Source organism: Prosthecomicrobium pneumaticum, from assembly GCF_014199915.1.
Classification (GTDB): Bacteria; Pseudomonadota; Alphaproteobacteria; order Rhizobiales; family Kaistiaceae; genus Prosthecomicrobium; species Prosthecomicrobium pneumaticum.
The window spans coordinates 223,948-249,928 of the sequence record NZ_JACHOO010000005.1; the positions used below are offsets into that span (position 1 = coordinate 223,948).

28 protein-coding genes are annotated in these 25,981 nt (G+C 70.8%); 8 read left to right on the top strand and 20 right to left on the bottom strand.

Annotation, left to right across the window (positions count from 1 at the left end):
- Positions 1-4 precede the first annotated feature (4 nt).
- The 4 genes from GGQ63_RS13275 (at position 5) to GGQ63_RS13290 (ending at position 3,316) form a co-directional block, all read left to right on the top strand.
- The gene (locus tag GGQ63_RS13275; RefSeq protein ID WP_183856614.1) at positions 5-208 is read left to right on the top strand and encodes a DUF4160 domain-containing protein; all 204 of its coding nucleotides are present in this window, start codon (positions 5-7) and stop codon (positions 206-208) included.
- The gene (locus tag GGQ63_RS13280) at positions 205-513 is read left to right on the top strand and encodes a molybdopterin-guanine dinucleotide biosynthesis protein (protein WP_183856617.1); all 309 of its coding nucleotides are present in this window, start codon (positions 205-207) and stop codon (positions 511-513) included. Before GGQ63_RS13275 ends, GGQ63_RS13280 begins: the two co-directional genes overlap by 4 nt.
- A gap of 28 nt (positions 514-541) precedes the next feature.
- Positions 542-1,945, top strand: coding sequence for a dihydrolipoyl dehydrogenase (gene lpdA, locus GGQ63_RS13285; protein WP_183856619.1), 1,404 nt, complete (start codon positions 542-544; stop codon positions 1,943-1,945).
- A gap of 90 nt (positions 1,946-2,035) precedes the next feature.
- A complete protein-coding gene (locus GGQ63_RS13290; RefSeq protein ID WP_183856621.1) occupies positions 2,036-3,316 on the top strand; it encodes an Hsp70 family protein in 1,281 nt (426 codons plus the stop codon).
- Here GGQ63_RS13290 and GGQ63_RS13295 read toward each other — a convergent pair.
- Both GGQ63_RS13295 and GGQ63_RS13300 read right to left on the bottom strand, forming a co-directional pair.
- Positions 3,291-4,247 (bottom strand): DMT family transporter, encoded by a 957-nt coding sequence (locus GGQ63_RS13295; RefSeq protein ID WP_183856623.1) that lies wholly within the window; start codon positions 4,245-4,247, stop codon positions 3,291-3,293. The genes GGQ63_RS13290 and GGQ63_RS13295 overlap by 26 nt on opposite strands.
- 50 nt (positions 4,248-4,297) lie before the next feature.
- Positions 4,298-5,410: a tyrosine recombinase XerC gene (locus GGQ63_RS13300; protein ID WP_246429776.1), complete on the bottom strand. Its 1,113-nt coding sequence runs from the start codon at positions 5,408-5,410 to the stop codon at positions 4,298-4,300.
- 254 nt (positions 5,411-5,664) lie between these two features.
- Between GGQ63_RS13300 and GGQ63_RS13305 the strand changes: the two genes are divergently transcribed.
- Positions 5,665-6,330: a TerC family protein gene (locus GGQ63_RS13305; RefSeq protein ID WP_183856625.1), complete on the top strand. Its 666-nt coding sequence runs from the start codon at positions 5,665-5,667 to the stop codon at positions 6,328-6,330.
- A 40-nt stretch (positions 6,331-6,370) separates the two neighbouring features.
- Here the strand turns inward: GGQ63_RS13305 and GGQ63_RS13310 are convergent, their stop codons facing one another.
- The 7 genes from GGQ63_RS13310 to GGQ63_RS13340 form a co-directional block, all read right to left on the bottom strand.
- Positions 6,371-7,033, bottom strand: coding sequence for a class I SAM-dependent methyltransferase (locus GGQ63_RS13310; protein WP_183856628.1), 663 nt, complete (start codon positions 7,031-7,033; stop codon positions 6,371-6,373).
- A gap of 17 nt (positions 7,034-7,050) precedes the next feature.
- Entirely contained in the window at positions 7,051-7,932 is an 882-nt protein-coding gene (locus tag GGQ63_RS13315; protein ID WP_183856630.1) for a 3-hydroxybutyryl-CoA dehydrogenase, read from the bottom strand.
- Between the two features lie 72 nt (positions 7,933-8,004).
- On the bottom strand, positions 8,005-8,934 hold the full coding sequence (locus GGQ63_RS13320) for an electron transfer flavoprotein subunit alpha/FixB family protein (protein WP_183856632.1): 930 nt from the start codon (positions 8,932-8,934) through the stop codon (positions 8,005-8,007).
- Positions 8,931-9,680 carry an electron transfer flavoprotein subunit beta/FixA family protein gene (locus tag GGQ63_RS13325; protein ID WP_183856966.1) on the bottom strand — a complete coding sequence of 250 codons (750 nt, stop codon included), beginning with the start codon at positions 9,678-9,680 and terminating at the stop codon, positions 8,931-8,933. The genes GGQ63_RS13320 and GGQ63_RS13325 overlap by 4 nt, the downstream gene beginning before the upstream one ends.
- Positions 9,681-9,749: 69 nt before the next feature.
- A complete protein-coding gene (locus tag GGQ63_RS13330) occupies positions 9,750-10,469 on the bottom strand; it encodes a rhomboid family intramembrane serine protease (RefSeq protein ID WP_183856634.1) in 720 nt (239 codons plus the stop codon).
- Entirely contained in the window at positions 10,470-11,039 is a 570-nt protein-coding gene (locus tag GGQ63_RS13335; RefSeq protein ID WP_183856636.1) for a cob(I)yrinic acid a,c-diamide adenosyltransferase, read from the bottom strand.
- Positions 11,039-11,233, bottom strand: a complete 195-nt coding sequence (locus GGQ63_RS13340; RefSeq protein ID WP_183856638.1) for a twin transmembrane helix small protein — start codon at positions 11,231-11,233, stop codon at positions 11,039-11,041. Before GGQ63_RS13340 ends, GGQ63_RS13335 begins: the two co-directional genes overlap by 1 nt.
- A 252-nt stretch (positions 11,234-11,485) precedes the next feature.
- Here GGQ63_RS13340 and GGQ63_RS13345 point away from each other — a divergent pair, with 252 nt between their 5' ends.
- The gene (locus GGQ63_RS13345; RefSeq protein WP_183856640.1) at positions 11,486-12,427 is read left to right on the top strand and encodes an AEC family transporter; all 942 of its coding nucleotides are present in this window, start codon (positions 11,486-11,488) and stop codon (positions 12,425-12,427) included.
- Positions 12,428-12,441: 14 nt separating this feature from the next.
- Here GGQ63_RS13345 and gluQRS read toward each other — a convergent pair whose 3' ends face one another.
- Positions 12,442-13,281: a tRNA glutamyl-Q(34) synthetase GluQRS gene (gene gluQRS, locus GGQ63_RS13350; RefSeq protein ID WP_183856643.1), complete on the bottom strand. Its 840-nt coding sequence runs from the start codon at positions 13,279-13,281 to the stop codon at positions 12,442-12,444.
- Positions 13,278-13,994, bottom strand: a complete 717-nt coding sequence (gene mtgA, locus GGQ63_RS13355; protein ID WP_183856645.1) for a monofunctional biosynthetic peptidoglycan transglycosylase — start codon at positions 13,992-13,994, stop codon at positions 13,278-13,280. Before mtgA ends, gluQRS begins: the two co-directional genes overlap by 4 nt.
- 174 nt (positions 13,995-14,168) lie before the next feature.
- On the opposite strand from mtgA, the gene GGQ63_RS13360 reads away from it, so the two are divergent.
- Positions 14,169-15,071 carry a polyprenyl synthetase family protein gene (locus GGQ63_RS13360; protein WP_183856647.1) on the top strand — a complete coding sequence of 301 codons (903 nt, stop codon included), beginning with the start codon at positions 14,169-14,171 and terminating at the stop codon, positions 15,069-15,071.
- 31 nt (positions 15,072-15,102) lie between these two features.
- On the opposite strand, the gene GGQ63_RS13365 is transcribed toward GGQ63_RS13360, so the two are convergent.
- The 4 genes from GGQ63_RS13365 to GGQ63_RS13380 all read right to left on the bottom strand — a co-directional run bounded on the left by GGQ63_RS13365 (position 15,103) and on the right by GGQ63_RS13380 (position 20,972).
- Entirely contained in the window at positions 15,103-17,751 is a 2,649-nt protein-coding gene (locus GGQ63_RS13365) for an FtsK/SpoIIIE family DNA translocase (RefSeq protein WP_183856649.1), read from the bottom strand.
- Between the two features lie 22 nt (positions 17,752-17,773).
- Positions 17,774-18,964: an aminotransferase class I/II-fold pyridoxal phosphate-dependent enzyme gene (locus GGQ63_RS13370; RefSeq protein WP_183856651.1), complete on the bottom strand. Its 1,191-nt coding sequence runs from the start codon at positions 18,962-18,964 to the stop codon at positions 17,774-17,776.
- A 196-nt stretch (positions 18,965-19,160) separates the two neighbouring features.
- On the bottom strand, positions 19,161-20,510 hold the full coding sequence (locus GGQ63_RS13375; protein ID WP_183856653.1) for an ammonium transporter: 1,350 nt from the start codon (positions 20,508-20,510) through the stop codon (positions 19,161-19,163).
- Positions 20,511-20,633: 123 nt separating this feature from the next.
- Complete coding sequence (locus GGQ63_RS13380) at positions 20,634-20,972, bottom strand: P-II family nitrogen regulator (RefSeq protein ID WP_183856655.1); 339 nt, start codon at positions 20,970-20,972, stop codon at positions 20,634-20,636.
- 479 nt (positions 20,973-21,451) lie between these two features.
- On the opposite strand from GGQ63_RS13380, the gene GGQ63_RS13385 reads away from it, so the two are divergent.
- Positions 21,452-22,705, top strand: coding sequence for a ubiquinone biosynthesis hydroxylase (locus tag GGQ63_RS13385; protein WP_425502077.1), 1,254 nt, complete (start codon positions 21,452-21,454; stop codon positions 22,703-22,705).
- A 33-nt stretch (positions 22,706-22,738) separates the two neighbouring features.
- Here GGQ63_RS13385 and GGQ63_RS13390 read toward each other — a convergent pair whose 3' ends face one another.
- The 5 genes from GGQ63_RS13390 to GGQ63_RS13410 form a co-directional block, all read right to left on the bottom strand.
- Complete coding sequence (locus GGQ63_RS13390) at positions 22,739-22,939, bottom strand: Trm112 family protein (protein WP_183856657.1); 201 nt, start codon at positions 22,937-22,939, stop codon at positions 22,739-22,741.
- A gap of 11 nt (positions 22,940-22,950) precedes the next feature.
- Positions 22,951-23,640, bottom strand: a complete 690-nt coding sequence (locus GGQ63_RS13395) for an LON peptidase substrate-binding domain-containing protein (protein WP_183856659.1) — start codon at positions 23,638-23,640, stop codon at positions 22,951-22,953.
- A 30-nt stretch (positions 23,641-23,670) separates the two neighbouring features.
- The gene (trxA, locus tag GGQ63_RS13400; protein ID WP_183856662.1) at positions 23,671-24,603 is read right to left on the bottom strand and encodes a thioredoxin; all 933 of its coding nucleotides are present in this window, start codon (positions 24,601-24,603) and stop codon (positions 23,671-23,673) included.
- Between the two features lie 79 nt (positions 24,604-24,682).
- On the bottom strand, positions 24,683-25,192 hold the full coding sequence (locus GGQ63_RS13405) for a prolyl-tRNA synthetase associated domain-containing protein (protein WP_183856665.1): 510 nt from the start codon (positions 25,190-25,192) through the stop codon (positions 24,683-24,685).
- A gap of 160 nt (positions 25,193-25,352) precedes the next feature.
- Positions 25,353-25,979 carry an outer membrane protein gene (locus GGQ63_RS13410; protein WP_183856667.1) on the bottom strand — a complete coding sequence of 209 codons (627 nt, stop codon included), beginning with the start codon at positions 25,977-25,979 and terminating at the stop codon, positions 25,353-25,355.
- Between the last annotated feature and the right edge of the window lie 2 nt (positions 25,980-25,981).

A 25,981-nucleotide genomic window follows, 5' to 3' on the forward strand; every position in this document is an offset into this window, starting at 1 on the left:
ATCAATGACCGTCCGCCGCCGCACATCGACGGCGTTCGCGGACTATGAAGCGAAGATCTCGATTGCGACGGGTGATCTGCTGGGCGGTCACCTGCCGCAGGCAAAGCTGACGGCGGTCCGGAATTGGCTGGCCGAGCGGCGCAGCGAGATCGCCTTCTGCTGGCAGGAGATACGGGCAGGCCGACCATGGTCGATCGAGAGGAAGTGAACCCCGCACGGATCGTTCGCGTCGCGCCGTCCCGCCAGGGCGTGGTGTGGATCGAGTTCGACGACGGGCTGGCGGGGGAATACGATCTCCGCCTCGACGCCGCCGACGCTCCGCTGCTCGCGCCCATGCGCGATGCGTCCTATTTCGCCTCCGTCTCGGTCGGGTCCCGCGGGCGGTCCTTCGGCTGGACTCTCGACGCGGTCGGCAGCGAGATCGATTTCTGCGCCGATGCGGCGCGGATGGCGATCGAGACGCGCGCCACCGCTCTTCTCGCCGAACGCCACACGCAACACGCTGCCGAATAACCCCTCGCGAAACCGAGTTTCTGAAGCCATGTCCTACGATCTCATCGTCATCGGCTCCGGTCCGGGCGGCTATGTCTGCGCGGTGAAGGCGGCCCAGCTCGGCCTCAAGGTCGCCGTCGTCGAGAAGGCGCCGACCTATGGCGGCACCTGCCTCAATATCGGCTGCATCCCCTCGAAGGCGCTGCTGCACGCCTCGGAGATGTTCGAGGAGGCGCATCATCTCGGCCGCCTGGGCATCAAGCTGCCGCTGCCCGCGCTCGACCTGCCGGCGATGCTCGCCCACAAGGACGCGACGGTGAAGTCGAATGTCGACGGCGTCGCCTTCCTGTTCCGCAAGAACAAGATCGACGGCCATCGCGGCACCGGCTCGATCGAGGCGCCGGGCAAGGTCGTCGTGACCAAGGAGGACGGCAGCCGCGAGACGCTGGAGACGAAGGCGATCGTCATCGCGACCGGCTCGGATTCCACCCCGCTGCCGGGTGTCGCGATCGACGAGAAGCGGATCGTCACCTCGACCGGCGCGCTCGCTCTGCCGCGCGTGCCGAAGAAGCTCGTCGTCGTCGGTGCCGGCGTGATCGGCCTCGAGCTCGGCTCGGTGTGGCGCCGGCTCGGCGCCGAGGTGACCGTCGTCGAGTTCCTCGACCGCATCCTGCCCGGCATGGACGGCGAGGTGGCGAAGCAGTTCCAGCGCCTGCTCGAGAAGCAGGGCTTCGTCTTCCGGCTCGGCGCCAAGGTGGCGGCGGTCGATTCCTCCGAACCGACGCTCAAGGTGACGGTCGAGCCGGCCAAGGCCGGCGAGGCGGAGGCCGAGACGCTCGAGGCCGACGTGGTGCTGGTGGCGATCGGCCGGCGGCCCTATACCGAGGGCCTCGGCCTCGAGGCGGCGGGCGTCGCGCTCGACGAACGGCGCCGCGTCAAGGTCGACGCGCACTACCAGACCAATGTGCCGGGCATCTATGCGATCGGCGACGTGATCGCCGGGCCGATGCTCGCCCACAAGGCCGAGGACGAGGGCGTCGCGGTCGCCGAGATCCTCGCCGGCAAGGCGGGCCACGTGAACTATGGCGCGATCCCGGGCGTCGTCTATACGAGCCCGGAAGTGGCGAGCGTCGGCCGCACCGAGGAAGAGCTGAAGGCGGCCGGCATCGACTACAAGGTCGGCAAGTTCCCGTTCTCGGCGAATGGCCGCGCCCGCGCCATGCTCGCCACCGACGGCTTCGTCAAGATCCTGTCGGATGCACAGACCGACCGCATTCTCGGCGGCCACATCGTCGGCAAGGGCGCCGGCGAGATGATCCACGAGATCGTCGTGCTGATGGAGTTCATGGGCTCGGCCGAGGATCTCGGCCGCTCGACGCACGCCCATCCGACCATGTCGGAATCGGTCAAGGAAGCGGCGCTCGCCGCCTATCAGAAGCCGATCCACCTGTGACGATCGGGCCGGGGAGCGATGCGCCGCCCCGGCTTGATGCACCGCAGCGAAGCGTGTAACGAGGCCGCCCCTCTCATCCGGAGCGACCTCATGACCGCCTGTGGCCTCGACTTCGGCACCTCCAACACGACGCTGGGCGTCGCCGGGCCGGATGGCGCCCGGCTGGTGCCGCTCGAGGACGGCGCGCTCACCCTGCCGAGCGCGCTGTTCTTCCACCGCGACGGCGGCGTCGCGATCGGCCGTGCCGCGGTGCGCGCCTATGTCGAGGGCGCCGACGGCCGGCTGATGCGCTCGATCAAATCGGCGCTCGGCAACAGCCTGATCGAGGAGACGACGCAGGTCGGCCGCGAACGGATCCCCTTCCGCGCCGTCATCGGCCGCTTCATCGGCGCTGTGAAGCGGCGCGCCGAGGAGGAACTCGGCCGGCCGTTCGATCGCGTCGTGCACGGCCGGCCGGTGCATTTCGTCGACGGCGATCCCGAGGGCGACCGGCGGGCCGAGGCGGTGCTCGCCGAGATCGGCCGCGAGGCCGGCTTCGCCGAGATCGTCTTCCAGTACGAGCCGATCGCCGCGGCGCTCGACTACGAGACCCAGATCGACCGCGAGGAGCTGGCGCTGATCGCCGATATCGGCGGCGGCACGTCGGACTTCTCGATCGTCCGTATCGGGCCGGCGCGCATCGGCCGGGCGGACCGCTCGGACGACATCCTCGCCAATGACGGCGTGCGGATCGGCGGCACGGATTTCGACCGCCAGCTCAATCTCGCCGCGGCGATGCCGCTGTTCGGCTATGGCAGCGCGATGAAGCGGGCCGGCCTGCCGGTGCCGTCCGCCTATTTCCACGACCTCGCCACCTGGTCGACGATCAACCGGCTCTACGAGACCAAGCGGGTGCGCGAGATCCGCGAGGTGCGCCGCGAGGCGGCGGAGCCCGAGCGCATCGACCGGCTGATCCGGCTCGTCGACGAGCGCGGCGGCCACCGGCTGGCGATCGGCGTCGAGGAGGCGAAGATCGCGCTGTCCGACATGCCCGACACGGCGATCGGCCTCGACTGGGTCGAGCCCGGCCTTGCCGCCCGGCTCGACCGGCCGGGCCTCGTCGAGGGCACCGCGACGCTCGCCGAGCGGATCGCCGCGCGGGTCGGCCACTGCCTGACGCTCGCCGGCCTCGCCGCGGAGCGGATCGATGCGGTGTTCCTGACCGGCGGCTCGACGAAACTCGCCCATGTGCGCGCCGCGATCCTCGCCGCGCTGCCGAAGGCGAAGGCCGTCGAGGGCGATACGTTCGGCTCGGTCGGCCTCGGCCTGACGCTCGATGCCGCCCGCCGCTTCGGCCCGGACGCCGCTAGGCCTTCTTCCCGCCGAGCGTGAACCAGCCGATGCCGCCGATGACGAGGAGCGTTCCGACGATGTCGGTCCAGCCGATCGGCTCGCCGAGGAAGGAGACGGCGAAGAGGAGCGTGATCACCGGCGAGATGATCCCGATCGTGGCGTTCGACTGCGCCGAGATGCGGTTGAGCGCCGCCGTCATCAGGAAGCTCGGCGCGACGGTGGCGCCGATCGCCAGATAGAGCGCGTGCAGGAAGACCGTGCCGTCGACCATCAGATTGGAGAGCGGCCGGGTGGCGGCGAAGAAGGCGAGCGTCGTCACCGAGGCGCTCGTCATGGCGACGCAGGTGAAGAGCCGCGGCCCGATCGCCCCGATCAGCGTCTTCGCGACGAGCTGGTAGAAGGCGAACGACATCGCGGCGGCGAAGACGAGGGCCGCGCCGAAGATGATGCCGGAGCCGAGCCGCGCCGTCGTCTCGAGGAAGATGATGGCGAGGCCGAAATAGGCGACGCCGAAAGCGAGGAAGGCGCGCTTCTCGAACCGGTTGCCGAAGAACAGCGCGCCGAAGATGACGACGAACACCGGATAGGTGAAGAGGATCAGCCGCTCGAACTGGGCGCTGATCGTCTGCAGGCCCCAGAAATCGAGATAGCTCGACAGCCAGTAGCCGACGAGGCCGATCAGACAGGCCTTCCAGAGAAGTCCGGCCGAGGGCAGGCCGCGCCCGGTCGCGATCCGCTCGCGGACCGAGATCGCGCCGATGAGGAGGTAGATCGGCAGCGACAGGAGCATGCGCAGCGCCATCAGCGTCTCGACGTCGATGCCGTGCTCGAAGATCAGCTTGGCGGAGATCGCCTTCGAGGAGAACAGCACCGCGCCGAGCGCGGCGAGGCCATAGCCGATCAGCTGATTGCGGCGGGCCTCGGCGGCGGCGGTGACGGAAACGGGCGGGGAATCGATCTCGACGGCCATGATTCTGCGCGGCCGCGGGGGGCCGAAAAAAGTGCGGTATACTGACGATCCTATCGGCTGCGCCGCGGCGGGCCAAGCGGAAATGCTTCGGCCGCCTTATCGTCTCGCCGCGCGCGCGGATGCGCCGCCTCATAGACGGCGAGCAGCCGTTCGGCGTCGACGCCCGTATAGATCTGGGTCGTCGACAGGCTCGCATGGCCGAGCAGTTCCTGGATGGCGCGCAGATCGCCGCCCGCGGACAGGAGATGGGTGGCGAAGGAATGGCGCAGCGCATGCGGCGTCGCCGTGTCGGGCAGGCCGAGCGCGCCGCGCATCCGAGCCATGGCGAGCTGGACGAGCCGCGCTTTCAACGGTCCGCCGCGGGCGCCGAGGAAGAGCGGGCCGTCCGGCTTGAGCATATAGGGGCAGAGCGCGAGATAGGCGGCGACCGCCTCGGCGACCGCCGGCAGGACGGGCACCAGCCGGGTCTTGCCGCCCTTGCCCGTGACGCGCAGCGTCGACAGGCCCGCCGCCGGCGCCTCGGCGCGACGCAGGCCGAGCGCCTCGGAGATGCGCAGGCCCGAGCCGTAGAGCAGCGCCAGAACGGCGGCGTCGCGGGCGGCGATCCAGGGCTCGGCGGCGAGCGATTCGTCGGCGTCGACGACGCGGCGCGCCGCCACCGGCGCGAGCGGCTTGGGGAGCGATTTCGGCTGGCGCGGCGCACGGATGGCGCGCAGCGCCGCGCCGTTCGCCATCCCCTCCTTCTCGAGGAAGCGGACGAAGGAGCGGATGCCGGCGAGCCCGCGGGCGAGCGTGCGGGCGCCCGCCCCCGCGGTCCGCCGGCTCGCCATGAAGCCGCGCAGATCGGCGGTGCGCAGCGCCGCGAGATCGGCGATCGCCGGCGGCGCACCGAGATGGAGGGTAAGGAAAGACAGGAACTGGTCGAGATCGCGGCCATAGGCCTCGAGCGTCTTGGGCGACAGCCGCCGCACGCCGGCGAGATGCTCCTCCCAGGCGTCGCGCGCGGCGATCGTATCGGCCGCGGCGATGACGAGCGGTGCGGCCGACGCGACCGCGCGCCGCACCGGCGGCGCGGCGACGGAGCCGCTCGCCGCAGGACGGGGGTCGGGGCGCATCGCCGGACGGGCAGTGGGGCGTTTGGTCGGGCTGGCGGGCTCGGACATGGACGATCCTCGGGAACGAGAAGAGCGCCGCAGGGTTACCGGACGGTTAACGGCCGGGCCGCGGCGCTGCAGCCGCTTGATTCGGCGCGGGCGCTTCGCTAGACCGCTGCTGCCAGGCCGGGCCCCTCTGGCGTCTCCGTGATCGGAGCCGCGATGTCGGACTGGAGACATTGAGAGCGGCCCCTCGGCTCCCTCCCGGAGCACTTCCGTAATCAGCGGCAGGCGGGCGGCTCATTCCTCTCGAGGAGAGCCCCTTGTTCGAATTCCTTTCGGCGCAATCGCTCCTGGCCCTCGGCCAGGTGATTATGATCGACCTCGTTCTCGCCGGCGACAATGCGATCGTCATCGGCCTCGCCGCCGCCGGCCTGCCGAAGGAGCAGCGGGCGAAGGCGATCCTGATCGGCATCGCCGCGGCGACGGTGCTGCGCATCATCTTCGCCGCGCTCACCACGCAGCTGCTCGCCATCGTCGGCCTTTTGCTCGCCGGCGGCATCCTGCTGCTCTGGGTCTGCTGGAAGATGTGGCGCGAACTGCGCACCCCGCACCACGCCGAACTCGAGGCGGAAGAGGCGCTGACGGAGCGGGACGTCACCGGCGACAAGGCGATCGCCGCCGGCGCGCCGCGCAAGAGCTTCGCCCAGGCCGCCTGGCAGATCGTCGTCGCCGACGTGTCGATGTCGCTCGACAATGTGCTCGCCGTCGCCGGCGCGGCGCGCGAGCATCTCTGGGTGCTCATCGTCGGCCTCATCTTCTCGATCGCGCTGATGGGCATCGCGGCGAGCTTCATCGCCCGGCTGCTCAACAGGCAGCGCTGGATCGCCTATGTCGGCCTTCTGATCATCCTCTATGTCGCGCTCGACATGATCTATCGCGGCGTGAAGGAGGTCTGGCCCTATATGCAGTCGGCGGGCCTCTTCTGAGGCCGCTCCGCCGGGCCGGTGTTCGGCCCTGGCGCCGCGCTCAGCCGCGGACGGCGAGCACCGTCGTCCGCTTGATCTCGCCGTCCTCGAGCGCCCGCGTGACCGGGACGGAATAGGTGGCGAGTAGATCGAGCCCTTCGGCCGGCCGGTAGGTGCGGCCGGGATCGCCGACCAGCACGGTGCGGCCCGAGGCGGCGAGCGCCTTCAGCCAGGGCCAGGCCCGCTCGGTCATGGCCCGGTCGTAGAAGACGTCGCCGGCGAGCACCGTGTCGAAGCCCGCGAGCGGATCGCCGACACGGTCCTCGGCGAGGACCGACAGCACGACGCCGTTTTCCGCCGCGTTGAGGGCGATCGCCGCCGGGCCGAACGGGTCGATCTCGTTCGCCGTCACCGCCACCGCGCCCGCCATCGCCGCGGCGATCGCGACGAGGCCGGAGCCGGAAGCGAAATCGAAGACGCGCCGGCCGCGCACGAGATCCGGATGGTCGAGGATGTGGCGGGCGAGGCCCTGTCCGCCGGCCCAGGCGAAGGCCCAGAAGGGTGGCGGCAGGCCGGCCTCGGCGAGCTCCTCCTCCGTCATCCGCCACAGCGCCGTCGCCTCGTCGGCGAGATGGAGGCGGATCTCCGGCGCGTGCGGCACGGCAAGCACCGCCGTATGGGCGCGGATGAAGGCGGTATGGTCCGGGGCGGGCGGGCCGGTCATCCCGCCCTCGCCGAGGGTCAGCGGGTCGGCACCGGCCGCTCGCCGCGATAATCGTAGAAGCCGCGGCCGGTCTTGCGGCCGAGCCAGCCGGCCTCGACATATTTCACCAGCAGCGGGCAGGGCCGGTATTTGCTGTCGGCGAGGCCCTCATAGAGCACCTGCATGATCGACAGGCAGGTGTCGAGGCCGATGAAATCGGCGAGCTGCAGCGGCCCCATCGGATGGTTGGCGCCGAGCCGCATCGCGGTGTCGATCCCCTCGACCGAGCCGACGCCCTCATAGAGCGTGTAGATCGCCTCGTTGATCATCGGCAGCAGGATGCGGTTGACCATGAAGCCGGGGAAATCCTCCGACACCGCGATGGTCTTGCCGAGCTTCGCGACGAAGCCCTTCGCCGCCTCGAAGGTCTCGTCCTCGGTCGCGATGCCGCGGATCAGCTCGACGAGCTGCATCACCGGCACGGGATTCATGAAATGGATGCCGATGAAACGCTCCGGCCGGTCGGTCGCCGCGGCGAGCCGGGTGATCGAGATCGACGAGGTGTTGGTGCCGAGCATGGCGTCCGGCCGCAGCACCGGGCAGACGGAAGCGAAGATCTTGCGCTTGACCGCCTCGTTCTCGGTCGCCGCCTCGATGACGAGGTCGCAGGCGGCGAGATCCTCGACCGCACGTGCCCCGCCGATCCGCGCGGCGGCGGCGGCGCGGGCCTCCTCGGCGATCTTGCCGGAATGGACCTGGCGGGCGAGCGTGCCGGCGACCGTCGCGATGCCCTTGTCGATCCGCTCGGCCGAAACGTCGTGCAGCAGCACGTCATAGCCCGCGAGCGCCGCGACATGGGCGATGCCGCTGCCCATCTGCCCGGCGCCGATCACGCCGATCTTCGTCATGTCCGTCGCCATGGCCTGCCTCGATGCTCCTGCCCGGCCTCGATCATATCGCACTGCACCATGAGTTCGCCATCGCCCTGACGGCTAGAGTGCCGCCTTCAGCGCGGGCACGAGCTCGAACAGGTCGCCGACCAGCGCATAATCGGCCACCTGCATGATCGGCGCCTCGGGATCCTTGTTGATCGCGACGATCACCTTCGAATCCTTCATGCCGGCGAGATGCTGGATGGCGCCGGAAATGCCGACCGCGACATAGAGATCGGGCGCCACCACCTTGCCGGTCTGGCCGACCTGGAAATCGTTCGGCGCATAGCCGGCATCGACCGCGGCACGCGAGGCGCCGACCGCCGCGCCGAGCGCATCGGCGAGCGGCTCGATCAGGGCGCGGAAATTCTCCGCCGAGCCGAGCGCCCGCCCGCCCGAGACGACGATCCGGGCCGAGGCGAGTTCGGGCCGCTCCGAGGCCGAGAGTTCGGCCGAGACGAAGGCCGAGCGTCCGGCATCGGCAGGCGGGGCGACCGGCTCGACCGGCGCGGCGCCGCCCGCGCCGACCGGGGCGAAGGCCGAGGCGCGGATCGTCATGACGAGCTTCGGATCGCGCGTCTTCACCGTCTCGATCGCATTGCCGGCATAGGTCGGCCGCTCGAAGGTGTCGGGGCCGAGAATGGCGGTCGCCTCCGACACCTGCATCACGTCGAGGAGGGCGGCGACGCGCGGCAGCGCGTTCTTCATCGTCGAGGTCGCGGGCGCGACGATCGCGTCGTAGGCGGCGGCGAGCCCGACGAGGAGGGCGGACAGCGGCTCGGCGCGCAGATGCGCGAGCGCCGGCGCGTCGGCGACCCGCACCCGCGCGACGCCGGCGAGCGCAGCGGCCGCCTCGGCGACCGCGCCGACGCCTTCGCCGGCGACCAGGATGTCGACCGGCGCACCGAGCTTCGCCGCGGCGGCGAGCGCGCGGGCGGTCGCCTCGTTCAGCGTGCGGCCGTCATGTTCGGCGACGAGCAGCGTGGTCATGCGAGGACTCCCGTCTCCTTGAGCTTGCCGACCAGCTCGGCCGGCGAGCCGAGCGTCACGCCGCCCTTGCGGGCCGCCGGCTCGGCCGTCTTCAGCACGGTGTGGCGCGGCGCGAGATCGATGCCGAGCGTCTGCGCGTCGATCTCCTCGATCGGCTTCTTCTTCGCCTTCATGATGTTGGGCAGCGAGGCGTAGCGCGGCTCGTTGAGGCGGAGATCGGTCGTCACCACCGCGGGCAGGCCGAGGCGCACCGTCTCGAGCCCGCCATCGACCTCGCGGGTGACGTCGACATCGGCGTCGCCGAGCGCCACCTTCGAGGCGAAGGTGCCCTGCGGCCAGTCGAGCAGGGCGGCGAGCATCTGGCCGGTCTGGTTCAAATCGTCGTCGATCGCCTGCTTGCCGAGGATGACGAGGCCGGGCGCCTCCCTGTCGATCACCGCCTTCAGGAGCTTCGCCACCGCGAGCGGCTCGATCCGCCCCTCGGCCTTCACGTGCACGCCGCGATCGGCGCCCATGGCGAGCCCGGTGCGGATCGTCTCGGCCGCCTGGGCGGGACCGATCGAGACCACCACCACCTCGGAGGCCTTGCCCGCCTCGCGCAGGCGCAGCGCCTCTTCGACCGCGATCTCGCAGAACGGGTTCATCGACATCTTGACGTTGGCGAGATCGACACCCGAGCCGTCCGGTTTGACCCGGACCTTGACGTTGGTGTCGACGACACGCTTCACGGCGACGAGAATCTTGATCGGCATCGGACTTCCGGCTGGGCGCGATTTGTCAGACAACTCGGCGCGACCCTAAAGGCCGCTCAAAATCTAGTCAACGACCGCGGGCGGAACGACCAGCGCGTCGTCGCGGGCAAACAGCGGCACGCCGCGCCGCTTCAGCACCAGGATGGCGAGCGCGCCGGTGGCGAGACCGCCCATATGCGTGACCCAGGAGACGTCGTCCGCCGGGCCGAAGGCGATCATCCAGATCTGCCACAGCACCCAGAAGCCGAGCACGACGAAGGTCGGCAGCGGCAGGGGGAAGCGGAAGAGCAGCAGCACCCAGATGCGCACCCGCGGATGGAGGAGCAGATAGGCCGCGATCACGCCGGCGACACCCCCCGATGCGCCGATCAGCGCCGCGTCGGAGCCGGGCAGGGCGAAGACATGGGCGAGCCCGCCGCCGACGACGCAGAGGAGATAGAAGAGCACGAAGCGCAGATGGCCGGTCGCGTCCTCGACATTGTCGCCGAGCACCCAGAGGAACAGCATGTTGCCGGCGAGATGCCAGAAATCGGCGTGCAGGAAGGAATAGGTGACGAGGGTGAGCGGCTCGGCGAGGCCGAAGGCGGTGTCGGGCCGGATGTGAACGCCCGTCAGCGTCGAGGGGATGAGGCCGAAGGAGACCACCGAGGCGAGCGTCGCGTCCTCCGCCCCGGCATGCTGGTAGAAAAGAAAGATCAGCACGTTCACGACCACGATCGCGCGCGTCACATAGGCGTGGCGGATGTGGCGCAGCGGATTGCGGTCGTGAAAGGGGACGAACATTCAGCGGTTCCCGCCGGGCACCCAGAGGACATCCGCCGCGCCGCGCTGATTGGCGTGCCGGGCGGCGACGAAGAGCAGGTCGGAGAGCCGGTTGACATAGCGCAGCGCCGGTCCCGAGACGGTCTCGCGGCGGCCGAGCGCCACCATCAGCCGCTCGGCGCGGCGGGTGATGGTGCGGGCGAGGTGGAGATGCGCCGCTGCCGGCGAGCCGCCGGGCAGCACGAAGGAGCGGAGCGGCGAGAGCCCCTCGTTGAGCATGTCGATCTCGCGCTCCAGCCGCTCGACCTGCGCTTCGACGATGCGCAGCGCCGTCCGGTCCGCCTCGAGGCTCTCCTCCGGGGTGGCGAGATCGGCGCCGAGATCGAACAGGTCGTTCTGGATCCGGCCGAGGATGGCGTCGATTACCGGATCGGCGGCGGCGAGCCGGGCGAGGCCGAGTGCGGCATTCGTCTCGTCGACGGTGCCGATCGCCTCGAAGCGGAGATCGTCCTTGCCGCGCCGTTCGCCCGTCGTCAGGCCGGACGAGCCGTCGTCGCCGGTGCGGGTATAGATGCGGTTGAGCGCGACCATCAGCGGCCTCCGGCAGCGACGAGCAGGAAGAGCAGCATCAGGCCGAGCGCCAGCGCCTGGAGGAGCACCCGCCAGCGCATCAGGCTCTGCGAGCGTTCCGGCGAGCCGCCGCGCAGCATGTTGAACAGTCCGAGCAGCAATACGACGACGACCGCCGCCATCGCGACCGGTATGATGATCTGCCAGAAACTCATCGCGTCCTCGTCCCTCTGCGCTCACCCGGCTTAGCGCCGTCCGCCGCCAATAGATAGGGCGGGCGCGGCACGCCGGTCAGCGGCCGCCGAGAGCCGTCGGCCCGCGTCGGATCGGCGCGGTCCGCCGCTTTCGTGCGCGATCGGGGTTTGACCGCGCCCGCCGCCGCGCCTATCGTCCGCCCTCCCTCCCCGCCGCGCGCGTTCCCGGTCGAAACCCTTGTCCCTCCTCCCTTCCCGCGCGAGCGCCGCGCCGTGAGCCGGCTCGCCGAGATCGCCCTCATCGTCGTGCCGATCTTCGGCCTGATCGGCATCGGCTATGTCGCCGGCTGGACCCGCCATCTCGGCGAACGGGCGACCGACGGCCTGTCGGAATATGTCTTCGGCCTCGCCATTCCGGTGCTGATCTTCAAGACGCTGTCGACGGCGCAATTGCCCGAGGGCGGCCAGCCCTGGGGCTACTGGATCGCCTATTTCACCGGCGCCTTCACCGTGTTCGGCATCGGCTTCCTGGTGGCCCGCAAGATCTTCGGGCGCGGCCATCTCGAATCGGTGATGCACGGCTTCGCCACCGGCCAGGCCAACACCGTCTTCGTCGGCGTGCCGATCATCCTGTCGGCCTTCGGCCCGGCGGGCGCGGTGCCGCTCTTCCTCCTCATCGCCATCCACCTGCCGGTGATGACGACGGTGGCGACGATCTTCGCGGAAGGGGCCGATCACGGCGTGTCGCGCGCCTCGCTGGTGCGGCTCGCGAAGGCGCTCGCCCGCAATCCGATCCTGTTCGGCATCTATGCCGGCGCCGCGGCGAAGCTCTTCGGCATCGAGGCGACCGGCGCAGTCGGCTCGATCGTCGACATGGTCGCCGCCTCGGCGGTGCCCTGCGCGCTCGTCTCGATGGGCCTCGCCCTGTGGCGGCACGGCTTCGCCGGCGACCTCGAGCTCTCCCTCACGGTGAGCGCGCTGAAGCTCGTTCTCCATCCCCTCCTCGTGCTCGGCCTCACCCGCCTCCTGCCGATGCCGCCGGTCTGGGCGGGCGTCGCGGTGGTCTTCGCCGCCATGCCCTGCGGGGTGAACGCCTATCTGCTCGCCAACCACTACAAGGCCGGCGTCGCCGGCGCGGCGAGCGCGGTGTCGCTCTCGACGGTGATCAGCCTCGTCACCATCACCACCTGGCTCTATCTGCTCGGCGCGGGCTGAACCGGCGGCCGGCCTCAGAGTCCGACCAGCCGGCGGATATCCTCGGGCGTCGCGCCCTCCGCCCGCAGCGCGCCGAGCGCCCGCGCGCCTTCCGATTTCGAGAGCTTGCGGCCGTCCGCGCCGAGGATCAGCCGGTGATGCTCATAGGCCGGCTGCGGCAGGCCGAGCAGGGTCTGCAACAGCCGGTGCACGCTCGTCGCGTGATAGAGGTCGCGGCCGCGCACGATATCGGTGACGCCCTGCAGGGCATCGTCGACGACGACCGAGAGATGGTAGCTCGTCGGCGTCTCCTTGCGGGCGAGCACGACGTCGCCCCAGCGCGCCGGATCGGCCGGAACGCGGCCCTCCTCCCGCTCGCTCCAGTCGAGCGGACCGGCGCGGCGCACCGCCTCCGCCATCTTCAGCCGCAGCGCATAGGGCCGGCCGGCGGCGATCCGGTCCGCAGCGTCCGCGGCATCGAGGTCGCGGTCGGTGCCGGGATAGAGCGGCGCGCCGTCGGGATCGCGCGGAAAGGCCGGATCGGCGGCGTGCGCCTTGGTCTGCGCCCGCGACAGGAAGGCCGGATAGACGAGACCCATCGCCGTCAGCCGGTCGAGCGCGGCACGGTAGTCGTCGAAATGCTCCGACTGGCGCCGCGGCGGCGTCTCGTGGGCGATGCCGAGCCAGGCGAGATCGTCCCGGATCGCCGCCTCGTATTCCGGCCGGCAGCGGATCGTGTCGATGTCCTCGATGCGCAGCAGCAGCCGGCCGCCGGCCTGTCGCGCCCGCTCGGCGTTGAGGAGCGCCGAGAGAGCGTGGCCGAGATGGAGCGGACCGTTCGGGCTCGGTGCGAAGCGGAAGACGCGGGCGTTCACGGCGCGTCGTCGGCGAGGCAGCCGACATAGGCGCCGGCCGCCCGCGCCCGGCCCTCGACGAGGCGGGCGAGGCGGGAATGGCCGCGGCTCGGCTTCGCCGGATTGCGCACTTCCGGATTGGGCAGCGCCGTGGCGAGGAGCGCCGCCTGGCGGGCGGTAAGGCGGGCCGCGGGCCGGTTGAAATAATGCTGTGCCGCCGCCTCGATGCCGAACAGGCCCGGCCCCCATTGCGCGACGTTGAGATAGATCTCCATCGTGCGGCGCTTCGGCCAGACGAAATCGGCATAGGTGGCGAGCGGGATCTCGAAGGCCTTGCGGACATAGCTGCGCGAGGACCAGAGGAAGAGGTTTTTCACCGTCTGCATCGGGATCGTGCTCGCGCCGCGCGACGGGCCGTTCGGATTGTCGATCACCGCATTGAGCGCCTGCCAGTCGACGCCGCCATGCTCGCAGAAACGGCCGTCCTCCGACATGATGACGGAATTGACGAGCACCGGCGCGACATCGTCGATCGACACCCAGTGACGCTCCATGCCTTGCAGCGTGACCGCCGACCAGAGCATCAGCGTCGAGACCGGCGGCGCGACGAGATAGATCGGCACGAGCACGACCGGCAGCGCAACGAGGACGGCGGCGAGCCGCACCAGCACCGCGAGCGCGCCCCGGCGGCGCGGCCGCGTGCGGCCGCCGATGAGGGCGCGCACGAGGCTCATCGCCCGCCCGCTCCCGTGCCGCCGTCTCTCGCCTTCGCCAATCCGATCATGGCGCCCCCGATAGCCGCGCGGCGCGCTGCGGGCAACGGGAATCGCAGCGAAGACGCACGCGCTCTTGACGGCGGGCCGTGAAGCCGTCATCGCCTGTGATGCGCCGTCGCAGGAGCCCGCCCCTTGGACGCTTTCACAGATCGTCTCGTTGCCCGCGCCGCCGCGATCGAGCCCGTGCTCGAGGGCCTTCTCGACGACCTGCCGGCCTTCGGCGAGCTCGAACGGCCGCTGCGGCTGATGGCGGCGATGCGCCATGCCGTGCTCGGCGGCGGCAAGCGGCTGCGGCCCTTCCTCGTCGTCGAGGCGGCGGCGCTGTTCGGCCGCGAGGACGAGGGCGTGCTGCGCGCCGCCGCGGCGATCGAGCTCCTGCACTGCTACAGCCTCGTCCATGACGACCTGCCGGCGATGGACGACGACGATCTGCGCCGCGGCCGGCCGACCGTGCACAAGGCCTATGACGAGGCGACCGCCATTCTCGCCGGCGACGCCCTGCTCACCCTCGCCTTCGACGTGCTCGCCGATCCGGCGACCGATGCCGACCCGGCGGTGCGCGCCGCACTCGTGCTCGGCCTCGCCCGGGCGAGCGGACCGGGCGGCATGGTCGGCGGCCAGATGCTCGATCTCGAGGCGGAGAGCGTGCCGCCGGCGGAAGCCGGCGTGCGCACCCTGCAGGCGATGAAGACCGGCGCTCTGCTGCGCTTCTCGGTCGAGGCGGGGGCGATCCTCGGCGGCGCGCCGGCCGAGGCGCGGCGGGCGCTGCTCCATTATGGCGCCGCGACCGGCGCCGCCTTCCAGCTCGCCGACGACCTGCTCGACGCCACCGCGACCGCCGCCGAGACCGGCAAGCGCACCGGCAAGGACGCGGCGCGCGGCAAGGCGACGCTCGTCGCGCTCCACGGCGTCGAGCGCTCGCGCCGCATGCTGGTCGCACTGGTGGCGCAGGCGGAAGCCGCCCTCGCCCCCTTCGGCCCGGCGGCCGACACGCTGCGCCAGGCGGCCCGCTTCGTCGCCGACCGGCGGCGCTGACCACGCCGCCGCGTCGCCCGGCGCGCGTCGATCAGAAGCGCTCCTCCTCCTCGCCGCCGACCAGGATCTCGCGCTTGCCGGCATGGTTGGCCGGGCCGACGAGGCCCTCCTTCTCCATCCGCTCGATCAGCGAGGCGGCGCGGTTGTAGCCGATCGCCAGCCGCCGCTGGATGTAGCTCGTCGAGGCCTTGCGGTCGCGCAGCACGACGGCGACCGCCTTGTCGTAGAGATCGTTCGATTCCTCGAGCGCATCGACGCCGCTTCCGCCGCCGCCGCCACCCGATCCGCCGCCGCCCTCGCCGTCCTCGCCCTCGTCCTCGGTCACCGAATCGAGATAGTTCGGCCGGCCCTGCAGCTTCAGATGCGCCACCACCTTCTCGACCTCGTCGTCGGAGACGAAGGGGCCGTGCACGCGCTGGATGCGGCCGCCGCCGGCCATATAGAGCATGTCGCCCTGGCCGAGCAGCTGCTCGGCGCCCTGCTCGCCGAGAATGGTGCGGCTGTCGATCTTCGAGGTCACCTGGAAGGAGATGCGGGTCGGGAAGTTCGCCTTGATCGTGCCGGTGATGACGTCGACCGAGGGGCGCTGCGTCGCCATCACGACATGGATGCCGGCGGCGCGCGCCATCTGGGCGAGGCGCTGCACCGCACCTTCGATGTCCTTGCCGGCGACGATCATCAGATCGGCCATCTCGTCGATGATGACGACGATATAGGGCAGCGGCTCGAGATCGAGATCCTCCTGCTCGTAGATCGCCTCGCCGGTCTCCTTGTCGAAGCCGGTCTGGATGGTGCGGGTGATGGTCTCGCCGCGCTCCGCCGCCTGGGTGACACGGGTGTTGAAGCCGTCGATGTTGCGCACACCGACCTTCGACATCTTGCGGTAACGGTCCTCCATCTCGCGCACCGTCCATTTGAGCGCGACGACCGCCTTCTTCGGATCGGTGACGACCGGGGTGAGGAGATGCGGGATGCCGTCATAGACGGAGAGTTCGAGCATCTTCGGATCGATCATGATCAGCCGGCACTCCTCCGGCTTCAGCCGGTAGAGGATCGACAGGATCATCGTGTTGATCGCCACCGACTTGCCCGAGCCGGTGGTCCCGGCAACCAGCAGATGCGGCATGCGCGCGAGATCGGCGATCACCGGCTCGCCGCCGATCGTCTTGCCGAGGCACATGGCGAGGCGGGTCTTCGTCTTCTCGAAATCCTCCGAGGCGAGCAGCTCGCGCAGATAGACCATTTCGCGCTTGGCGTTCGGCAGTTCGATGCCGATCGCGTTCTTGCCGGGGATGACCGCGACGCGGGCGGCGACCGCGCTCATCGAGCGCGCGATGTCGTCGGCGAGGCCGATCACGCGGGAGGACTTGATGCCGGGCGCCGGCTCGAGCTCGTAGAGCGTGACCACCGGGCCGGGCCTGACATTGACGATCTCGCCGCGCACGCCGAAATCGTCGAGCACGCCCTCGAGCACGCGGGCGTTCTGCTCGAGCGCCTCGAGATTGACGCGGGCGCGCGGGTCGGTCGCCTTCGGCTCGGCGAGCATGGCGAGCGGCGGCAGTTCGAACGTGTCGCGGCCGAGCAGCGAAGGCTGCGCCTCGCGGATCGCCCGCTTGCCCGGCTTCGGCCGCGGCGCCGGCGGCTCGACGCGGGGCGCGGCGACGGGCGCGGGCGGCGGCTCCTCGGCGAAATCGTCGTCGGCGAAGGCCCGCGCGGCGAAGTCGTCGTCCTCCGCGTCGAAGTCGTCCTCCGCCGCGGGTGGCGCCGCCGGCATCGGCGCGGCGGCCTTCGGCCGCAGCCGCGGCTCGATCCGCCCTTCGGAGGGGGCGCGCCGGGCCATCGGCTCGAGCGGATCGGCGGGTTCGAGCCGCGTCGCGATCCGCTCGTGCGCCGCCCACAGCCGGCGCAGCGCGGTAGCGATCGAATAGAGGAAATGCGTCGTCCAGCCGAGAGCGAGGGTCAGCCGGCCGGGCGCCTCGTCGTCCTCGCCCTCGTCGTCCTCGTCCTCCTCCTCGACGGATGCGACGGTGCGGCGGGCGACGACCTTCGGCGCCGCCTCCGCCTTGCGGTCGGCGAGCACGGGCTCGCGGCGCTCGATCTCGACGCGGCCGAAGAAGCCCCCGGCATGGGCGAGGAGGGCGACCGAAACGAGGGCCGCGACCGCCGCGATCAGCCCCGCGACGAGACCTTCCGGTTCGCCGCCGATGAGGAGCGCCGGCAGGCGGAGCGCGAGATCGCCGGTCACCCCGCCGAGACCGGCCGGCAGCGGCCAGTGCGCCGTCACCGGCAGGACGGCGAGGGCGAGCGCCGCGGCGGCCGTCGCGCCGAGCCAGCTCGCGGCGCGCAGCAGGCCGAAGCGGCTCGGCTTCGCGAACAGGCCGCGCCAGGCCCAGATCGCCGCCGGGGCGATCAGCGCCGCCGAGGCGAGGCCGAAGAACTGCATCAGCAGGTCGGCGACGATGGCACCCGGCAGGCCGAGCGCATTGGAGGGCACCTTGTCGACCGCATAGGAGAGGCTCGGGTCATCGACCGCCCAGGTGGCGAGGGCGGTGGCGAGACCGGCGCAGACCACGAGGAGCGCGAGGCCGACCACGAGGCCGAGATGGCGGCGGAGCAGGCGCTTCAGCGCCTCGCCGCCCTCGCTCGCGGGCATCATCGGAACCGATCGGGTCTGACGCATCGTCGGGTCGCTCGCTCAGGGCTCAGGGTTGCGGCAGAAGGGCGGCGAGGCGGGTGAGCGCCGTGCGGGTGAGATCGAGATCCTGCACCATGGCGAGGCGCAGATAGGGCGCGCCGGGATTGACCCCGTCCGGCCCCGCCGCGGCGAGGAAGGCGCCGGGCACGCTGCGCACCCCCTCCTCGCGCCACAGCCGCTGCGCGAAGGCGACGCTGTCGCCGATTTCGAGCCACAGGAAAAAGCCGCCGGGCGGGGTGAGGCCGGGGAAGCGCGCGCCGAGAATCTCCTCGGCGAGCCGGTATTTAGCGTTATAGAGCGCCCGGTTCTCCTCGACATGCGCCTCGTCGGAGAAGGCGGCGACGGCGACCGCCTGGATCGGCTCCGGTACCTGCGGCGCCGCCTGATTGCGCAGCCGCAGCCAGAGCCGCAGGAAGGCCGGGTCGCCCGCCGCGAAACCGCAGCGCAGGCCCGGCAGGTTGGAGCGCTTCGACAGCGAATGAAAGGTGACGACATGGTCGAAGCCGGCGCCGAGCCGGTCGGCCGCCTCGAGCACGCCGGCCGGCGGCACGGCGCGATAGATCTCGGAATAGCACTCGTCGGCGAAGATCATGAAATCGTGCCGGCGTGCCGTCTCGATCAGCGCCGTCCAGTCGGCGAGCGACAGCACCTCGCCCTGCGGATTGCTCGGCGAGGCCATATAGAGCGCGATCGCCCGGTCGAGCACGGCGGCGGGCACCGCGCCGAGATCGGGCATCGCGCCGCCGCCCGGCGCGGCGGGCAGGAGCACGGGCTCGGCCCCGGCCGCCTCGGCGCCGGCGGCATAGGCCTGGTAGAACGGGTTCGGCAGGAGGATGACCGGCCGCTCCTTCGCCGGCGTCCGCTCCCGCGCGCCGAGCGCGGCGAAGAACAGCCCCTCGCGCGAGCCGTTCAAGGGCAGGACCATGGTCTGCGGATCGACCGGCACGGCGAGGCCGTAGCGGCGGTCGAGCCACGCCGCCACCGTGCGGCGGAAGGCGTCGGTGCCGCGGATCGCCGGATAGCGGCCGAAGCCCTCGCTCGCCGCGGCGATCGCCGGGCCGACGAAGGGCGGCACGGCGTGGCGCGGCTCGCCGAGACCGAGATCGATCGCCGGGCGGCCCGGCGCGATCCCGGCGACGAGATCGTTCAGCCGCTGGAACGGCGAGACGGTGGTCCGCACGGGGGTGGGCCCGGGCATGCGCAATGTCCTTCAGTCTGTTCGGGAGCGAGGCTAGCAGGCGGCTGGTTAAGCCGACTTTAACCATCGCGATCCGGGCGGGCGGAAGGCGGCGCGACGAAAAGAGCCCCGGTCGGGGACCGGGGCTCGAAGTCTCACGGGAGGACGTTCACGGAAGAAAGCGCCGCGGCCCGGGAAAGGGCCGCGGCGAGAGGTCTCAGCTGTGATAGGCGCGCTCGCCGTGCTCGACGATGTCGAGACCCTCGGCCTCGACCTCGGGACGGACGCGCAGGCCGACGATCACATCGACGATCTTGTAGAGGATCACCGAGCCGATGCCGCACCACACGATGGTCACCGCGACGGCCTTCAGCTGCGTCACGACCTGGGTGGCCATGTCGTATTCGCTGAGGCCGACACCGCCGAGCGCCGGGCTGACGACGATGCCGGTGCCGACGGCGCCGATGATGCCGCCGATGCCGTGGACGCCGAAGACGTCGAGGCTGTCGTCATAGCCGAGCGCGTTCTTCACCGTGGTGACGAAGAAGAAGCAGACGATCGCCGCGACGAAGCCGAGCACGATCGCGCCGACCGGACCGGCGAGACCCGCCGCCGGGGTGACGGCGACGAGCCCGGCGACGGCGCCCGAAACCGCGCCGAGCATCGAGGGCTTGCCCTTGGCGATCCACTCGATCAGCGACCAGCCGACAATGGCGCCGGCCGTGGCGGTGAAGGTGTTGATCATGGCGAGCGCGGTGCCGCCATTCGCCTCGAGATTGGAGCCGGCGTTGAAGCCGAACCAGCCGACCCACAGCAGCGAGGCGCCGATCATCGTATTGGTCAGCGAATGCGGCGGCATCAGATCCTTGCCGAGGCCGGTACGCTTGCCGAGCAGAAGAGCGCCCACGAGGCCCGCGATACCCGCATTGATATGGACGACCGTGCCGCCGGCGAAGTCGAGCGCGCCCATAGCGAACAGGTACCCCTCGGAGAACCACACCATGTGCGCGATGGGGTAGTAGACGAAGGTCACCCAGAGGATGGAGAACAGCATCACTGCCGAGAACTTCATGCGCTCGGCGAAGGCGCCGACGATCAGAGCGGGCGTGATCGCGGCGAACGTCATCTGGAAGCAGATGAAGACGTATTCCGGAATCTTGAAGCCGGCGCTGAACGTATCGGCGATGCTATCGGTGGTGACGCCGGCGAGGAAGGCCTTGGAGAGGCCGCCGATGAAGGCGTTGCCCGAGGTGAAGGCGAGGCTGTAGCCGTAGAACACCCAGATCAGCATGGTCACCGCGGTGATCATGAAGACCTGCATTAGCACCGACAGCATGTTCTTGGCGCGCACAAGGCCGCCATAGAACAGGGCGAGGCCGGGCACCGTCATCAGGAGCACGAGCACGGTCGAGGTGAGCATCCAGGCCGTGTCGCCCTTGTCGACGACGAAGGCCGGAGCCGCCGGAGCCGCGGCGGGCGCCGCGTCCTGGGCGAGCACCGCCCCGGTCAGCGCCAGAAGGGCCCCCGCGGCCCCCAGCAGCGAATATCGTGCAGTTCGATGGTTCATTTCACCTCTCCTGTCGGACCGGCCGCTCGACCGGTCGCCGGCCGGGACGACATGCCCCCTCGCCCGGCTGTCGGCTGCATCGCCTTTCAAAAACCACTCACGCATCGTTCGTCCGTGCCCCGCTCAGAGCGCGTCGGTATCGGTCTCGCCCGTGCGGATGCGCACCGCCTGGTCGATCGAGTAGACGAAGATCTTGCCGTCGCCGATCTGCCCCGTCTTCGCCGCGGCCGAGATCGCCTCGACGACCCGGTCGACCGCCTCGCTCGCCACAGCGATCTCGATCTTCAGCTTGGGCAGGAAGCTGACGGCGTATTCGGTGCCGCGATAGATCTCGGTATGTCCCTTCTGCCGCCCGTAACCCTTGACCTCGGTCACGGTCAGCCCCTGCACCCCGATCGCCGTCAGCGCGTCGCGCACCTCGTCGAGCTTGAAGGGCTTGATGATGGCCATCACGATTTTCATGCGTCGGTCCCGTCTCTGTCGCTGCCCGGCCGGCCGGGGCGTTCCTCGCTGCGACCGGGCGCACCGGCCGAATTCTGCGCCGGCTTCCCGACATGCATCGGGACCGGCCGACGCCCTCCAATCAAACTCCGTGCCAAGTACGCTCCCCCCGACAGGCGAGGTGCGATTTGGCGTCGCCTGCCGCAGCGCCACTTTCGGCTGCACGCAAAGGCCGCCGTCGCAGAGCGGACACATTCCCCGCCCAACAAACCGGCAGCAGCGGTATGCTGCCTTTTTCCAAGGCGCCGCGCTGCCGGGCAATGAACAGAAAATAGGCATGTTGAATCGCATTTCGGCGGGACCGGCGACCGCTGCGACGCGGACGCGGCTTGCCTCCAACCGGCTTCCGCCCGAGATTCCCCTCTGCCGGTCGCGCTCCCGCGCCGGCCCGTCCCGCATCGGCCTCATCCGGCCGGTCGCTCCGCCCGAAGAGGCCCGCCATGACGCATGCTGACATGACGCCTGTCGAGGAGCCCGGCGCCCTGCGCACCGACGTGCTGATCGCCGGCGGGGGCTATGTCGGCCTGTCGCTCGCGCTCGCGCTGCGCAGTGCCGATCCGACGCTCGCCGTCGCGGTCGCCGATCCGGTGCCAGCCGCCGTCGCCGCGGCCGATGCCCGCGCCTCGGCGATCGCCGCCGCGGCGCGCCGCATGCTCGCGGCGCTCGGCGTGTGGGAGGAGATCGCCGCGGCGAGCGAGCCGATCCTCGAAATGGTGGTGACCGACAGCCGGCTCGCCGATCCGGTGCGGCCGGTCTTCCTCACCTTCGGCGACCGCGCGGTGCCCGGCGAGCCCTTCGCCCACATGGTGCCGAACGGTGTGATGGTCGGAGCGCTGCGCCGGCGGGCCGAGGCCGCCGGGGTGGTGTTCGTTCCCGAAGCGATCGCCGATTTCGCGGTCGCGCCGGGATCGGTGACGGCGCGGCGCGCCGGCGGCGGCCGCGTCGCCGCCCGGCTGCTCGTCGCCGCCGACGGCGCCCGCTCGCGGCTGCGCGATCTCGCCGGCATCCGCACCGTCGGCTGGTCCTACGGCCAATCCGGCATCGTCACGACCGTCGAGCACGAGCGGCCGCACGGCGGCCGGGCGGAGGAGCACTTCCTCCCCGCCGGCCCCTTCGCCATCCTGCCGCTGCCGGGCAACCGCTCCTCGCTCGTCTGGACCGAGCGGACGGCCGATGCCGAGCGCCTCGTCGCGCTCGACGATTTCACCTTCGCCCTCGAGCTCGAGCGCCGCTTCGGCCACCGGCTCGGTGCGGTGCGGCCGGTCGGGCCGCGGCGGGCCTTCCCGCTCGGCCTCACCGTCGCCCGTGCCTTCGTCGCGCCGCGCTTCGCCCTCTGCGGCGACGCCGCGCACGGCATCCACCCGATCGCCGGCCAGGGGCTCAATCTCGGCTTCCGCGACGTCGCCGCGCTCGCCGAGACGGTGGTCGAGGCGCATCGGCTGGGGCTCGACATCGGCGCGGTCGATCTGCTGCGCCGCTACGAGCGCTGGCGCCGCTACGACACGGTCGAGATGGCGATGGTGACGGACGGGCTGAACCGGCTGTTCTCGAACGATCTCGCGCCCGTGCGCCTGATCCGCGATGTCGGCCTCGGCCTCGTCGACCGGCTGCCGCGGCTGAAGCGGGCCTTCATCGGCCGCGCCGCGCACGAGGGCGCCGACGGCCCGCGCCTGCTGCGCGGCGAGGCGCTCTGAGCGCGCCGCCCGCCGGCGCGGATCGCCCCGATCTCAGGGCTCCTCGATCGGCCGCGCCTCTTCCGGCAGCATGATCGGGATGCCGTCGCGGATCGGATAGGCGAGCCGCGCCGCCCGGCTGACCAGTTCCTGCCGCTCGGGGTCGTAGTCGAGCGTCGTCTTGGTCAGCGGGCAGACCAGCATCTCGAGCAGTTTGGGGTCGATCCGGCTCGCCGGGCGGTCGATCTCGGCCATGGCGGCGCTCCTCATTGCAGCGGCGCCGCGGAGCCGCCCTGCGGTCCGCGCACCAGCGACACTTCGGTGATGGCGATCAGCGTCTCGGCGCGGGTCTTGAGATCCGGCGCCTCGAGGAGGGCCTGCTTCTCCGCCGGGCCGAACGGGCACATCATCGACAGCGCATTGACGAGCGTCTCGTTCGACGCCTGGCCGATGCTCTCCCAGTCCGCTTCCAGGTGATTCGCCTCCAGATAGGCGCGGAAACAGGCGATCAGCGCCTTGCGGTCGACCGCCCGTTCGCCGGCGGCCTGCACGAAATCCGCGGCAAAGGGCGCCGCCGAAATGCGGCAGCGCCGGAAGCCGCGCTCGGGCGCGAGCTCCTCGACGACATCGAAGCGGGCGACGCCGGTGAGGGTGATCATATAGCGGCCGTCGCCGGTCTCGGCATAGCTCGTGATCCGCCCGAGGCAGCCGATGCGGCAGAGCGGCGGGTCCGGCTCGGCGGGGTCGTCGGAAAGGCCGCGTCCCGGCAGGGGCTGCACCATGCCGATCACCCGCTCGCCCGCCATGGCGGCGTCGATCATCGCGACATAACGCGGCTCGAAGATGTTGAGCGGCAATTGTCCGCGCGGCAGGAGCAGCGCCGAGGGGAGCGGAAACACCGGCACCACGGCGGGAATGTCCGCCGGGCCGCCATAGTCGCGGTTGCCCGCCCTCATCGCTTCATGCCTCTGCCGCGTCGACCGTTCTCAGGCGAACAGAAGGGAGGAAAGCCGCCGCCGGCCGGAGCGGGTCGCCTCGTCCATCGGGCCCCACGCTTCGAAGAATTGCAGCAGCTGCTTGCGCGCCTTCTCATCCTCCCACATGCGGTCCGCCGCGAAGATGTCAAGGAGCGCGTCCGTCGCGCCCTCGCGGTCGCCGTTCGCGTTGAGGAGGAGGGCGAGATCGAAGCGGGCCTGATGGTCCTTCGGGTCGCGGGCGATGCGGGCGCGCAGTTCGCCCTCCTCGCCGAGCCCGGCGGTCTGCTCGGCGAGAGCGAGCTGCGCCCGCACCGCGGCGACCGCGGCGTCGTTCTCCTTCTCCGCCGGCACGAGGGCGAGCGTCTCGCGCGCCTCGTCGAGCCGGCCGAGCACGAGGTGGGCACGGGCGAGGCCGGCGATCGCACGGATCTCTTCCGGCACGCGGGCGAGGATCGCGCCATAGAGCTCGGCCGCGTCCTCCGCGGCGCCCTCGGCGATCAGCGCCTCGCCCTCGGCGAGCGCCTCCTCGATCGCCGCCGCCTCGTCGGTCGGGCCGGCGGCAGCGCCGATCCGGTCGATGAAGGCGCGCACCTGGCTCTCGGGCAGCGCGCCCATGAAGCCGTCGACGGGACGTCCGTCGACGAAGGCGATCACCGCGGGAATCGACTGGATGCCGAGCTGGCCGGCGACCTGCGGATGCTTGTCGATGTCCATCTTGGCGAGGAGCACGGCGCCGCGCTTCTCCTTCACCACCTTCTCGATCACCGGGCCGAGTTGCTTGCACGGGCCGCACCAGGTCGCCCAGAAATCGACCAGCACCGGCCGGCGGCGCGATTCCTCGAGCACGTCCCTGGTGAAGCTGGCGGTCGTCACGTCGATCACGAGGGCCTCGCCGCCCGGTGTCGCGGGCGCGGCGGACAGGAACTCGGCCGGAGTGCTCATCTCGATTTTCCCCATCGATTGGAAGGCCGGGGACGGAACCCGGCGCGTTGCCGCAGAAGATGGCGCGCCCGCGCGCCGGTTACAACGCCGCCGCACCGGAGAGCGGAACGACGAGCGGCGTATGGCCGGTCGAGCGCAGGAAGGCGAGGAGATCCCCGGCGGCGATCGTCGTCGTCGCGGTGTTCTCGAGCGGGTGGAAGTTGACCGGGCCCTTTTCGAGCAGACCCGAATCGAGCACCACCGTCACCCGGCCCTCGCGGTCGTTCACCGCGGCGAAGGGGGTCACCGAGCCGGGCTTCACGCCGAGCACCGCCTCGAGCAGCTCGGCCGAACCGAAGGAGAGCCGGCCCGAGGCGCCGATCGTCTCGTGCAGCCGCTTGAGGTCGAGCGCCGCCTCCTCGTCGCAGACGACGAGAAACAGCCGGCCCTTCTTGTCCTTGAGAAAGAGGTTCTTCGAATGGCCGCCGGCGATCGTGCCGCGCAGCGCCCGCGACTGCTCGACGGTGTGGAGCGGAGCGTGCTCGGCGGTGACGGTCGCGATGCCGAGTTCGGCGAGCAGCGAAAGAAGGGTTTCGCGGGGCGATGCCATGGCGTCTCCTCGGGCGGGCGCCGGCAGAAAGCACCGAAGCGCGGCGGCGCGCAAGTCGAGGGCGGGCCTCCCGTTCGCGCAGGGCCTTCGGGCGGGAGAGCCCCCCCGGAACGAGAAAGGCCCGGCCGAGGCCGGGCCTTTCGAGATCGTGCGGGACGGCTCAGAACTTGAAGTTCAGGCCGGCCTTGACGATGTGGGTGGTGAAGTCGACGTCGGTGCCGAGATAGTTCTCGCTGCCGAGATCGACATAGCTGTATTCGAGCCGGCCGGTGACGTTCTGCGTGAAGCCGTATTCGAGACCGGCGCCGGCGGTCCAGCCGACATGCCAGTTGCTCTCGTCGGCGACGCCGCTGTCGGCCTCGCCCTCGCCATAGGCGACACCGCCCTTGGCATAGACGAGCACGTTGTCCATCGCGTAGCCGATGCGGCCCGTGGTCGTGCCGAGCCAGTTCAGGTCGCCGTCGAAGCCGGCTTCGCTGCCGCTGATGTCGGCATAGGAGAAGTCGGTCTCGAGACCGAACACGAACTGGTCCATCTGCCAGTTGTAGCCGCCCTGCACGCCGACCAGGAAGCCGTCGCCGTCGACGTCGCCGAAGCTGTCGACATCGGCCGTGGTCCAGCCCCAGCCGCCGTGCACGCCGGCGTAGAAGCCCGACCAGTTGAAGACGGACGACGAGATCACCGGAGCCGGCGCGACGGCGGGAGGCGCCTCATAGGTGAGATCGGCGGCAGCCGCGGCGCCCGTGAGCGCCAGCGAGGCGGCGCCGGCGAGGAGAAGCTTCTTCATGG